Here is an 11,705-nt window from a genome sequence, read left to right as displayed (position 1 = left end):
GCTGTCGTGGACCACCCGGGTCAGGGTGCTCCAGGCCGGGGGGGCCTGGTAGCCGAACTCGTCGGCGAAGCGGGGCCGATAATTCCGGTAGGCCTTGTAGTCCTTGCTGTTCCATACATCCCAGATGTGCACGGTCCCGTCGTTGTCCTTGTTGGGCGAGGTGTACTTTGTGAAACTCATCGGGGAGCTGGGCAGGTAGACCCTGGTCGGGTCCAGCTTGGCGAAGAGGCGGGGGAAGAGGTCGGAATAGTAACCATCTCCCCAGGGACGCTCCCCGTAACCGTACTCATTGGGTTCAGCCGAGGGGTCCGCCAGGGCGTTCTTGAACCCGCCCCAGTCCGCGTAGGCCGTATAGTTCTCGTTCGACCCGTTCCACACGACCAGGCTGGGGTGGGGGGATAGCCGGCCGATCTGCTCCCTCGCCTCCGCCTCGATCTCGGACTTGTTCCCGGGATCCTCCGGGTAAGCGGCACAGGCGAACATGAAGTCCTGCCAGACCATGATCCCGTTCTCGTCAGCCAGGTCGTAGAAGTCGTCCGACTCGTAATAGCCGCCTCCCCAGACACGGACCATGTTGGAGTTGGACTCCACCAGGTCCTGAATGCGACGCTGGTAGCGGGCATGGTCCATACGGGTGATGAAGGCATCGTCGGGAATCCAGTTGTAGCCACGGGCATGAACCGGGACCCCGTTGACGGAAAGACGGAAGGGACGGCCGTCCTCGTCGGCAGCCGTATCGACGCTGACCGTGCGGAAGCCCACACGACCGGACCACGTGGCCTGCGGACGGGTTACGTCCTCACCGCCGCACCCCTGCCCGGCTTCGACGTCCACCCTGTAGAGGGGGTGGTCACCGTAACCCAGGGGCCACCAGAGTTTCACGTCCGGCACCTTGAGGACCAGACGGACCGTGTCGGCTCCCGCCCGGAGCCTGGACACCGCCTCGATGTCAACATCGTTGCCACTCAGACGCACCCGCACGGGAATCTCACCCGACCGACCCCCGGCGGCCGCCGTCTCATCGATACCGGACCTTCCCCGGCCGCCGGCCCGTTCCAGGTCCACGTCCACGGTGAGCAGGCCCTCGCCTTCATCGGTGACATCCACCAGGGGACGGACCTGTGCGATTCTGACCCCGGACCAGGAATCGATTCCGATGGGCTGCCAGATGCCGGCATTGGCCACATCTATGCCCCAGTCCCAGCCGAAGGACGAAGCCGCCTTCCGCAACTGGTTGAATGGATGGCTGTCATGGGGGTAGTAGCCAAGGATCCCCTGCCGCCTCTCACCCTCCCGGACGGGGGAGGTAAAGGAGACGGTCAGGGTGTTTTCCCCATCCTGGAGGAGGTCCCTCACATCCCACCGGTAGGAGCGGTAAGAGTTCTGGGTGCCACCCACTGGTCGGCCGTTGAGTTCCAGTGCTGCGACCGTGTCCAGGCCGTAGGCCACCAGGTCGTGACGCTGGGACCCGTCGTCATGCCAGTCGAACCGGCAGGTGAACCGCCAATCCACATCCCCTATCCACTGCTGCGCCTGCTCGTTGTCCCCGTCGAAGGGGTCGCCGATCAGGCCGGCCCGGAGAAGATCCATGGTCGCCTCCCCCGGCACCCGGGCCGGGACCCCGTCGGTCAGGCGGTCACGGAGTCCTTCCGGTGCCGCCTGCGGATTGAGGGCGGTCATGATCCAGTCCCCGTTCAAAGGGATGAATGTGGATGGGTGATGTATAAGCATGGTGCTCGTCTTCCTTGTCTTGCGCTCCGTCGGCAGAGGCTTCAATCTTCCCCCGAAGTCCCGTGGTGGTCATTCAACGCGGTATCTTCGTGCACAACCCTAGCAAAGGGGCGGGCCGAACAGCAGGCCCTGGAGTTTTCGCAAGGGGAGGGAGGGGAAGGCGGCCATGGCGCTGCACAGGAGGGTGCTGAATATCACGTTGACCTCTCCTGTCTCCTGTCTCCTGTCTCCTGTCTCCTGTCTCCAGTCATGGAGAGTACGCTCCCTATGCGGATTCAATTGTGACCTTCCCTCCACGCCCCTCGGACATTTGGCCGAAACGGACTGCCCCGTGTGGGAGACGAATCCGGCAGACACCATTGATTCACGCATCCCAGCCGTCCTGAACCGGTAGATTGCCGGACAGGCCGCGGCAATGTGCCGTCGGCAGGGCATGAGGTATACTGTGCGGTGTTGCCCCTCTAGCTCAACGGTTAGAGCAGCGTCCTTTTAAGTCGTGGGTTGTGGGTTCGAATCCCACGGGGGGCACAAGTCCTTCGGGTTCAACGAAGAACTTGGGGCTTGCCGGGTTGTTCACTTTGCCTTTATCACCCTGTAGACGGCGGCTAAGGTCCATCAGCAGACTTGCCTCTCGTCTCCGACGTTCTATTTCTTCGACCATTGCTCGATCATCCAACAGTTCATCGAGCGTCACGCCCAATTCATCGGCAATGATTACAGCATCCCTGACGGTGACCCTTCCAGGTTTATTGATTTTCTGAGACATACCGGCCGTTGTTATACCGAATCTTTTTGCCAGTGATGTTTGCGTGACGTCTTTCGATTTGGCCAGAAGTGCTTTTATGTTGTAGCGCAGCACGCTGTCTTCGTAGTCGGCATGGTCCGATTGTCCTGTAAAAGCGGGCATTAGCACTTGTGAGCTCATTAATATCTCCTGACCATACATTTTAACTCTGAAATAAGTCTACCCCAGAGATTTGCGTTAAGTCAAACTTAACGCTAAGATATAATTGTCAGGTAACATTAACTTTGGGAGGCCGCATATCCAACATGAAGCGCTGGCTTAAAGCGCGGGGGATACCTTACTCCTCGCTGGCAGTCATGCTTGGCCAAACGACTGCCAATGTCAGTAACAAAATCAATGGCATCATCCCCTGGCAACAAAACGATTTGCTGAAGATCAATGAGGAGTACGGCCTTTCGGCCGACTTTGTTATCAACCTGCCTCAGACGGCACAGGAGATGGAGGTGCCAAAAGGCTCCGGATTGCAGTCCGGAGCCAGTTTGCGCGACCGACGCCGAACCTGTCCGCCATCTCCTCGGCGGTCACCTGCCGGAGGGAATCGACCTGTAGGTTTTCTCCGGATCGCCGCGGCGTCCAAGATACTCGCCCAAGGCGTCGCGTATGACCTCGCTGGGTGTAGTGTCTGTTGCCCTGGCGAAACGGTAGAGTTCGTCGTTCAGTGCCCTGGGGAGCCTCACCTGCCGACGGGGGCTGCGCCCTTCCCCGGTGGCCTTGCGTGAATCCAGGGCCGGTCTGCCGGCCATGCGCATCGTCCGGTCGGTCAGTCTCCCGGCCTTCTCGTCGCTCAGCGCGAACCCGTCTTCGACGGGCCCATCGGATTCGGCCCAAGCGGTCAGGTCGGCCAGGTCGCGTTCGTCGAGCTTGCTCATCGCGTCTCTCCTTCCATGAGTCGTCTGAATTTGTCCCTCAGCTGCATGCAGTGGAAGACCACCACGTCATGGGGCGGATTGATGTAGGTCATCACCTCGATGGGGCTGCCGTCCACGGACAGTCCCACCCACGGGTCGGATCCGCCTTTCGTGCCGCACTCGACCGGTCGAATCCCCTCTTGACCTGACAATGATGGGCAATGACGTTGAATGCGTCATCTTCGGCGTAGCTGTGCTTGCCGGCACTCTCACGAAATCTGATGGCCACACCAATATGGTATTACCAAATATGGCGCTGTGTAGCTCCAAACGCAACGGAGTCCATTACGACCGCGACGGCCACACCATCAGCTACAGCACGGACGAATAATGACCATCACCATCAAACTCAACAGCATCGGCAATCGGGCCGCGGGCGAGTTCCGCGCGCTACGGAGCGCTTACCGGAGACTGCAACGACAATGACGCCTTCAGGCTGGAGGTGGGCCGACCGCCGCTGTCGGAGAGACAATGCGCGGGCCGTCGGTAACCGTGCACGCACGCTTCACGGAGCAGAGCGTCGAAGCGATGAACGACCGGATTGCCAGCCTACACCTGTCCAACAGCAGCGAGTACCTACGCACCCTCGTCGACCATGATCTCCACCAGACCAGCGGGCAGTCTCAGGGTCCCTGAACCCAGGCGCCTTATCCCTCGCGCAACGCGGCCGCTTCGTCCATGGCAAGATCTTGGTGTGATTGTCATCAATGTCTCATACCGTATCCATATTCTGGGTGTACCATTCGTGAGCCGCGTCAAACGGCATGGTGAACATTGCGAGCATGGTACGGATGGCTTTTTGGAAGTCGCCCTTCGACGTGCCACGCGACGCTGCGGAGAAAATCTGCCGGTACATGGGTTCCCTTTCCTTTTCGAATTCACCGGGGTTGCTCGTGTACTCGTCATTGAAGTACCTAGTAAACCGCACCCTGTCCGAATCGCTTGAGTTGAAGGCCGCTAGCTTACCTGCAAGATCGCACACCCTCCATACGTTCGTCAGCCGGGCATCGTCATCGGCGAAGTACTCCGGCCGTTCCAGGGCGATGCCAAGCAGGAGCTTGATGGTTCGCCTATTCGTTCTGCGTTGCGGGACGACATAGTCCAAGGAAGCGATTCTGTTGATGCCCCTGTTCAGTTCTTCGACGGTGTTTTTCTGATCGTCCGTGAGATCACCCAAGTTCTCGACGAAGTTGACGACAGTTTTGTCGGCGGTGTTAATCTGCATTTTGCCGAACCAAAGGCCGAGCATGGAATAGTACAGCTTCTCGAACTCACCGCGGTGGTAATTGCAGCCGATAGCATGAAGGAAGTCGTCGACCTTGGCCGCTTTGAAATAGGGACTCACGGAACTGGGAGGAAGAGCATTAATGATTTCTCCGGCCTTGAGCTTCTCCTGGTTCTGCAGGACCTTGAAGTAGTCACGGATCTGCTCTGCGTTGGCGGCCTGCATCGTGTACACCGAAATGTTATAGTTGTCGAAGTTCCTGCCGATACTCTCAGGTAGGTCGTTGTAGCCTAAACGGCTAACCTTGTTCATACGTTCGATTCCCTCGTGGTCGTTGTCGCCGATGATTTTTCCGATGATCTCCTTGGCCCGTTCCGAATTCTTCTTGCTGAGCTTGCACCATGTATCCTCGTCTTCGAGCCACCTGTCCGCGTCCCTACCTTCTTTAAAGCGCATGATAGTGGTCAGTCTTTGTTTACCGTCCACCAGCTCCTGTCGCGCGTTCCTTCCGTTGGGATGGTCGAGGTTGTTAATCACAATGTTGCCAATCGGATAGTTCAGGATGATGCTCAGTATTAGCTGGTCCTTGAACTCGTTGGACCAGATGTAGTCGCGTTGGTACTCAGGCGAGATGTCGAGTCCTCCCGTTTTCACATTCTGCATGTCGCCCACAACGCCGCCAACGGTCTTCACGGTCGGTTGCATGTTTAGTCTGTCATAAATCATCTCATCCTCCTAGGTCCTAAGCAGTATTGTTAGTTTATCATAGCTTTTTGTTTAGGACCTAGGCTTCTCTATCGGAAGATAGCCTATGGGCATCATTCGCGCCTACGGCATTAGGGGGCATGGCGTGGCGGAGCAGAAAGACCGGTGCAGGCCCGCAACCACTCCTCCACGCCTATCTGCCTCAATCACTGAGCGCAATCAGGAACCGTATGTCCGCAACATAAGCGTCGAAGTCGCACCTATCATCTTTAATCATGTCACCTATGACCATAAATCTGCTGCCGTACCGACTAAGGTGTCCTATCGCTGTGCGGGCATGATTCGTTCATCCCAAAGATGCTTCAAATATTCCCAGACGGCAATGGTGAAGAACACCTCGAGAGACATGTGGAAATCAGCATATCCCTCTAGGAATGGCTGCCAAAGCACTGCGAATACGAAGGCCACAGTAATCACCTCGAAGATCGCGGTTCGCTTGAACCATCGCAAGGATTCAACACTGGCACCTCTCCAAAGATCGTGGATATATAGCAGCAGGTTAATGGAGGTTATCACTGCGGTCAGTAGAATCAGACCACCAGGTATCAGTGCAGCTCTAGGACAATAACCTGATTCTCCCTCGAAATATATAGATGATGCCGCAGCGGATAACACACTGGTTGCCATTAAGAACCAGGCATAAATCCAGAGAGAATAATCATTGCGTGCCTTATCGCGTTGGGTACCGAGCATAACACACTCGAAAGCCGCTAATAAGACAAACATGACATTGAGCAATCCTGTCCAAACATTCGAATGGTTTCGGAATACCAAAACTAAGGTTAAGACGAGTATAGCTGTTAAGAAAACAAGGGAAAGAAGCATGGTAATAAGCAGCACGACTCGGGCGACTTTCACCCACTTTTGAGCATTCCCTACCCAATCCTGTATGAATCTCCATAAATGTTGACCATCTACTTCTGTGTAGAGTTCCGAATCCCGGGACCGCGCAGAAAAGGCGGATGCCATCATAACTATCAGAATGACGCTCAGACCCATTATCAGCCAACGCATCATCAATGTGTATCCATTCCTTCGCCTCCGTCATTGCTGAGGTTTTACCGCTGTGTTGCAACGATTACCTTGCCCGCTTCAATCCGAACAGGATTTGATTCCCCGCCGTCGCTAGTCGTATGTTCATCGAATCCGCTATTCGGCTTCTTTCACGGCGTTGTTAATATCCTGAATAGCGGATTCGATTAACTCTTCTCTAGTGGTTTCCGGAGTAAAAATCTCATTGATCAGTTTAATCAGACGTGCATTGAATTGTTCTATCTTGTAATCGGGAACTGCAAGTTGAGTTCTTCCTATGGTCGCATCATGCAAGTATCCTCTGAGGAATACGGGAACGTTCTCGTATGTGACTTCGTAGTCACCCGTATTCTCCTGCTTAGAAAAGCGGGCCGTTATTCCATGCTGCAAAGTAACCGAGAAGTCTTCATCGCTGTTCCGCTCAATACTGTTCCCAGACAAAATACGCTCCCTCCAATATTGTTTAGAGCTTATATAGTTATGCGAAGAACTGGAATGTTGCCTAGAACGTTCAACGTTGTCTAGCGGTTAACACATCCACAGCGACGACAAGATCACAAGTATTCATGTGCCAAGTCTACGCGATTATTGGGTTCGGGTGCTTGGCTCGACCCTTGCGGGGCTGGTTCCGCAGGCCTGGCCTCACCTGTCCATGCCCATGCCCATGTCGGGTCCTTGCGCGCCGGGCCCGGGGCTCATGCTCCCAAGCGCGGAATCCGGGAACCGCCCGTGCTGCGGTGGCTCGAGGCCGCCGATGGAGGGGGGTGGCCCTGTGGCCCTCCTTGTCCGGACGCTGTTTCGGTGCCGCGCGGTTATCTGGTCGAACATGTTTTCCAGGGGCCTTCTGTTGCCGGTCATCATGGCGGCCTTCGACGTGTCGGCGATCTGCTCTTTCGTGGCCCGGGTCCAGTCAATCTCCCACCCGGCCTGTCTGGCGATCGATGTCCAGAAGACCCGTTGGGTCCTTCCGTTGCCTTCGCGGAACGGGTGCAGGACGTTGAAGTCGTCGTAATTGATGGACAGGCGCCTGATGAAAGTGTCATGGTCCATCCCTGTGAGCATGTGGTCCCCGCGCAGGGTCTCTTCGGCGTATCTGGCGCCTTCGCGGAAGAGTTCGATGGGCTGGAATGGCACTCCCCCGCTTTTGTGGATGTCCACGGTCCGGATCTGTCCGGCCCAGTCGTACACGTCCTGGAAGAGATGGCGGTGGATGCGTTGGAGCTGTTCCACGGTGCCTTCGGCCTTGAACCGGGGGTCTCCCAGGATTTCGATGGTCCGCGCCGTGCTCAGTTCGTATTCGGCCGTCGCCAACGTCCTTCCGTCAGTGATGCCCAGTTTGTTCCTGAACACGTCCGTTCCCGGGATGAGATACGGGTCCCGCTGATCGTTCATGACCGGTCCGCTCCATACCTTGCCCTGGTACGGGTCGCGAGCCCGGCCGCGTCGATCTTGCCGTCGATGTAGTCCTGGACGTCGGCGCGGAACGCTTCCGTGACGTATCCGCCTTCCAACTCTGTGGAATGGATGGCCTCACGTGCCGCGCGAGCCCTGGCTTCGCTTTCTTCCTTGCTGATCATGCCCTGTCAGCCTCCTTACCGTATTTCCTGACGACACGGAGCACGTCGTCCGCCAATTCCACTTTTTGCAGTTGCCTTCTTGTCCACCGGGAGATTTCATCCGTCCGGGTCGCGTCGTCGGTTGCGACGGTGGGGGCATTGGTTTTGCTGAAGACCTTCAAGCTCTCTGTCATCGGGTCTTTCTTGAAGTACTGACATACGGCTTCGAACTGTGCCAGTGTCAATGGGTGCCCTTCGTATTTAAGCATCCGGTACACGGTCTGGTACGAGCAGCCCAAATAGGCGGCCAGCTTTTTCACGCCGGCCACCTCACCCGATTCCCTCAGCCACGAATTGACAAGACACATCGCTACCTTGTCAGTGGCGGCCCATCCGCTGACCTTCATCAAGAAGCAGTTTACGACACGTACCATATTCACAACATATTCGAACACGGATTGCCGTCGACTCGGTCCAGCCATGACATCAACCGTATCAGTTGCCGACAGAATCGTTGATGGGACAACGGGGCAGGAAAATCCCGGTCGAGCCGGGGGATGTTGTGCATGCGATTCGTTGTAGCATGGCGGCCCGGTTATGCTGGATGATGAGTATGCCCCGTCTTGTAGCAACAGGGGATGGTGCGAATGATTCAGGGATGCACCGGCAACAGGAGCCGGACGGCCGTGTGCTGCGGCTTCCCGTCAAAGGAGGGTCGGCGTCCGGGTTATCCCGCCATGTGGCGGCATCCTCGCACTTGTCGGCTCCCGGGTGTGCACCCGGGCTTCCGATGCAACAGAGGATGGTCCATCCGGTACGGGACCTTTCAAAAAAGATGGGAGAAGGAAGCATGGAGTCTGAAGGAGATGCCCCAGAACCCCGTGGCCTGTCCCGGGCGCTGAAGGTGACGGCGACCTGCCTGGCGGCAGTCATCGCGGCGGCCGCCATCGCGGCGGCCGTGGTGTGGAAGGTGTCTGAGTCCAAGGCGCATGGGCGCGCCGAGGCCGATTGCTCCCAGGCGGTGAAGGCCATGACCGCTTCGTCCGCATCGTTCAGGAAGACCGTAAGCCAGCAGGAGGATGTCATGGCGGTCACGGAGGCCCAGGTCAAGACGGCCGGGACGGTGAAATCGCTGCATGAGGCCGTGAAAGACCCCGACGTAGCCTCCGTTTCGTGCCGGTCGGGCATGACGACCCAAGAATTGCGGGATTCGGCCGAGCAGGCGCGGAAGAACGAAGCCCTCTACCTCGCGGGATCCAAGCGCGTGGAGTCGGCGGCTGCCGCCGTGACGGCATCGCGTGATGCGAAGACCCTGGATGAGGCGAAGAAGGCCCTGTCCTCAAGAAAGGACGAGGCGTCCAAGCTCTTGGCGGATTCGGACGGGAAGGTGGCCGACCCGGCCACGCGCGACGCCCTGGGCGAGGAAATCGGGAAGGCCGGCAGGCTGTCCTCCGGCAAGCCCGCCGACTACAGGAAGGAATCGGACGCCCTGGGCAGGGCCATGGACGCGGTGAAAGCGTCCATGCAGGCCAAGGCGGACGCTGACAAGGCGGCAGCCGAGGCGAAGGCGGACGACCCTTCCCAGGGCGGTTCACGAGGGTACGCCACCCAACCCCGCCGGCAGGGCTACGGCCGTGGGCGGGTCTACAGGAACCCGTCACTTCCCCCGCGTAGGCAGAACGTCAATCCCCCCAGGAAACAGGCCCCAGTTCAGAACAACGGGGGAGATGACTCCTGGCGAGACTGGATGAATAACCAGAAGCCGATTGGAAACCATGGTTGCAATCCTGATGGTTCCTGCGGGATTGGCTGAAGAAGAGATGCGAGGAGTGTGCCCGGTCGGGGCGGTCGGTCTGGACGCACAGACAGGCTATGCCGCTTTCTTCAGGACGGTGTCGGCACGTTTACGGAACATAAGATACCTGGACCAGGGCATACACCCTGTAGGAACAGACATGCCCGCCGTGAAGAACGGGAAAACGTAACCCTTGGGAAGCGCCGACAGATCACCGGCCAACCCGTCGCCCAGGGGCACCATCCGGTCCCTGCCGCCCTTGCCATGCACCAGCAGGCTCATGCCGGACAGATCCTTCATTTGAATTGCTCCATTAAGCTGTCGTGTATCGCGATTTGCGGTTTCCCTCTGTCTGCGTCATGCAGGTAGTCTCTCAGGGAGACGGGGACGTTGACATATTCAATGCCGTAGCCACCCGTATCTTCCCGTTTGGAAATGTGGGTGGCCACTCCAGACTGTAAGGAGACTGAAGAGTCGTCCGCATCATCCCGCTCAATACCGTTCTCAGACACGTTACGTCCCCCTTCAGCTTATTCAAAGCTGTTTACTACAAAAACGTGGGGGTACACTATCGAGAATCTCCCATGTCATCCAGTGGTTACCAAATTCGCGGCGACGAGGGGCCGCATGCATAATGCTAAAGTGACTGTTCTAAGTTCACCGTCCTTTGAACGGTCAACGATCTTGGTCGCTTGATGAAGGACCAGAACCCTACTGGCCTCCGGAGTGCAAGTTCCGCTGGCATTCACCTTTCCCGGCGGCACTTGCCAGGACGTGGTTTCGCCATGGTCATTGGCCCCATGTGCCATAAGCGTCAGTGACACATGGATGACATGAGGTTCCCTGATGCGGCACCACCTTCAACCGGTTGACCCGCACCGCACATGTTCCCCCCAGTGACCATGGCCGTGCGTTCGGGCCACTGCGGAATTCCCCACCACTCTTCCCGGGAAGCCGGTCTGGTGGAATGCCCGGAGTCATCGGCACCGGAGAAGCCGGCTGGTTTGGTCAGGTTTCCACCACACAGGGCAGACGGATATGGAGCGGTCACGGCCCGCAGTCCTCTTGACCATTGGAATCGGTGTCCGAGTGATTGTATAAGATTTTATTCTGTTGTGTTTCCGTTGTGTTTCTCCGCGGTATGCATCTGTGCATCGCCCGTTGCGGGGGGGAGGCGGAGCCGCGCACACAGTGGTACGTACATTCACAAGAGGAAGGGATTCGTAGTCTATGCATCGTCTCACCCACGCCTGTCGTCCATTGACGGCAGTCCTTCTACTGATTGGCTTGGGCCTGACCAGCGCCGGCATAGCCGGCGCAGACACGGGCACATCCACATCAACGTCCGCCACCTCGTCCCCGCAGACAAGCACCGCCGGTCGGGAGTGGTCCATTGACCCCGACCATGGGCCCAGCGCAGGCGGCACCGACATCACCATCACCCCACCAGTTGCAGACAACCACTTCACCCAGGTCGGCGCAGGAGGCAACCATTCCCTGGCGGTAGGCTCCGACGGCAACCTCTATAGCTGGGGCGACAACCACTATGCCCAGCTGGGACGCGACACAGACACCACCCCAGCTGACCGGCCCGGCATCGTGGCCAAACCCGCAGGCGTCGACAAGTGGATCCGGGCCAGCGCAGGCAACTATCACTCCATGGCCATCGGATCGGACGGAAACCTCTACACCTGGGGCGAAAACAAATACGGCCAGCTGGGACGCGACACCGGCAGCAGTAAGCAGGACAACAATCCCGGCATGGTGGCCAAACCCGCCGGCGTCGACAAGTGGATCCAGGCCAGCGCAGGCAACTACCACTCCATGGCCATCGGATCGGACGGAAACCTCTATAGCTGGGGCGACAACAGCTTCGATGCGTTGGGAC

Annotated in this window: 12 protein-coding genes, 1 tRNA gene and 2 pseudogenes; 4 read left to right on the top strand and 11 right to left on the bottom strand. The window is 57.9% G+C overall.

Annotated features, from left to right (window positions below):
* Nucleotides 1–1,731, bottom strand: a 1,731-nt coding sequence (locus V6584_RS00635) for a glycoside hydrolase family 2 protein (protein ID WP_422678581.1), incomplete at its 3' end; no start/stop codon positions are given.
* 455 nt (nt 1,732–2,186) lie between these two features.
* On the opposite strand from V6584_RS00635, the gene V6584_RS00630 reads away from it, so the two are divergent.
* A tRNA-Lys gene (locus tag V6584_RS00630) sits at nt 2,187–2,259 on the top strand.
* Between the two features lie 154 nt (nt 2,260–2,413).
* On the opposite strand, the pseudogene V6584_RS07925 reads toward V6584_RS00630, so the two are convergent.
* Nucleotides 2,414–2,638 (bottom strand): annotated as a pseudogene (locus V6584_RS07925) (helix-turn-helix domain-containing protein); the annotation flags it as partial.
* Between the two features lie 143 nt (nt 2,639–2,781).
* Between V6584_RS07925 and V6584_RS00625 the strand changes: the two are divergent.
* A pseudogene (locus tag V6584_RS00625) lies at nt 2,782–2,949 on the top strand (helix-turn-helix domain-containing protein); the annotation flags it as partial.
* Between the two features lie 108 nt (nt 2,950–3,057).
* Here the strand turns inward: V6584_RS00625 and V6584_RS00620 are convergent.
* From V6584_RS00620 to V6584_RS00590, 7 genes are all read right to left on the bottom strand, one after another.
* Nucleotides 3,058–3,405 (bottom strand): ribbon-helix-helix domain-containing protein, encoded by a 348-nt coding sequence (locus tag V6584_RS00620; protein WP_340469794.1) that lies wholly within the window; start codon nt 3,403–3,405, stop codon nt 3,058–3,060.
* A gap of 751 nt (nt 3,406–4,156) precedes the next feature.
* The gene (locus V6584_RS00615; protein ID WP_340468531.1) at nt 4,157–5,395 is read right to left on the bottom strand and encodes a GmrSD restriction endonuclease domain-containing protein; all 1,239 of its coding nucleotides are present in this window, start codon (nt 5,393–5,395) and stop codon (nt 4,157–4,159) included.
* A gap of 300 nt (nt 5,396–5,695) precedes the next feature.
* Nucleotides 5,696–6,451, bottom strand: a complete 756-nt coding sequence (locus tag V6584_RS00610) for a hypothetical protein (protein WP_340468530.1) — start codon at nt 6,449–6,451, stop codon at nt 5,696–5,698.
* Nucleotides 6,452–6,583: 132 nt separating this feature from the next.
* Nucleotides 6,584–6,907, bottom strand: a complete 324-nt coding sequence (locus V6584_RS00605; RefSeq protein WP_340468529.1) for a hypothetical protein — start codon at nt 6,905–6,907, stop codon at nt 6,584–6,586.
* A gap of 201 nt (nt 6,908–7,108) precedes the next feature.
* On the bottom strand, nt 7,109–7,858 hold the full coding sequence (locus tag V6584_RS00600; protein ID WP_340468528.1) for a Fic/DOC family protein: 750 nt from the start codon (nt 7,856–7,858) through the stop codon (nt 7,109–7,111).
* Complete coding sequence (locus tag V6584_RS00595; RefSeq protein ID WP_340468527.1) at nt 7,855–8,043, bottom strand: antitoxin VbhA family protein; 189 nt, start codon at nt 8,041–8,043, stop codon at nt 7,855–7,857. Before V6584_RS00595 ends, V6584_RS00600 begins: the two co-directional genes overlap by 4 nt.
* On the bottom strand, nt 8,040–8,429 hold the full coding sequence (locus tag V6584_RS00590; protein ID WP_340468526.1) for a hypothetical protein: 390 nt from the start codon (nt 8,427–8,429) through the stop codon (nt 8,040–8,042). Before V6584_RS00590 ends, V6584_RS00595 begins: the two co-directional genes overlap by 4 nt.
* Before the next feature lie 443 nt (nt 8,430–8,872).
* On the opposite strand from V6584_RS00590, the gene V6584_RS00585 reads away from it, so the two are divergent.
* Nucleotides 8,873–9,835, top strand: a complete 963-nt coding sequence (locus V6584_RS00585) for a hypothetical protein (protein ID WP_340468525.1) — start codon at nt 8,873–8,875, stop codon at nt 9,833–9,835.
* Between the two features lie 57 nt (nt 9,836–9,892).
* Here the strand turns inward: V6584_RS00585 and V6584_RS00580 are convergent, their stop codons facing one another.
* Entirely contained in the window at nt 9,893–10,117 is a 225-nt protein-coding gene (locus V6584_RS00580; RefSeq protein WP_340468524.1) for a site-specific integrase, read from the bottom strand.
* Nucleotides 10,114–10,329 (bottom strand): hypothetical protein, encoded by a 216-nt coding sequence (locus V6584_RS00575; protein WP_340468523.1) that lies wholly within the window; start codon nt 10,327–10,329, stop codon nt 10,114–10,116. The genes V6584_RS00580 and V6584_RS00575 overlap by 4 nt, the downstream gene beginning before the upstream one ends.
* Before the next feature lie 775 nt (nt 10,330–11,104).
* Here V6584_RS00575 and V6584_RS00570 point away from each other — a divergent pair.
* On the top strand, nt 11,105–11,705 hold a 601-nt coding region (locus V6584_RS00570; protein ID WP_422678580.1), incomplete at its 3' end, for an RCC1 domain-containing protein.

Source organism: Bifidobacterium favimelis (assembly GCF_037963085.1).
Classification (GTDB): Bacteria; Actinomycetota; Actinomycetes; order Actinomycetales; family Bifidobacteriaceae; genus Bombiscardovia; species Bombiscardovia favimelis.
This window is presented reverse-complemented; position numbering and strand designations above follow the sequence as displayed.

Coding starts and splice junctions, on each gene's coding strand:
- V6584_RS00620 (WP_340469794.1), bottom strand. CDS start 3,405: ATGAGCAAGCTCGACGAACGCGACCTGGCCGACCTGACCGCTTGGGCC.
- V6584_RS00615 (WP_340468531.1), bottom strand. CDS start 5,395: ATGATTTATGACAGACTAAACATGCAACCGACCGTGAAGACCGTTGGC.
- V6584_RS00610 (WP_340468530.1), bottom strand. CDS start 6,451: ATGATGCGTTGGCTGATAATGGGTCTGAGCGTCATTCTGATAGTTATG.
- V6584_RS00600 (WP_340468528.1), bottom strand. CDS start 7,858: ATGAACGATCAGCGGGACCCGTATCTCATCCCGGGAACGGACGTGTTC.
- V6584_RS00595 (WP_340468527.1), bottom strand. CDS start 8,043: ATGATCAGCAAGGAAGAAAGCGAAGCCAGGGCTCGCGCGGCACGTGAG.
- V6584_RS00590 (WP_340468526.1), bottom strand. CDS start 8,429: ATGAAGGTCAGCGGATGGGCCGCCACTGACAAGGTAGCGATGTGTCTT.
- V6584_RS00585 (WP_340468525.1), top strand. CDS start 8,873: ATGGAGTCTGAAGGAGATGCCCCAGAACCCCGTGGCCTGTCCCGGGCG.
- V6584_RS00580 (WP_340468524.1), bottom strand. CDS start 10,117: ATGAAGGATCTGTCCGGCATGAGCCTGCTGGTGCATGGCAAGGGCGGC.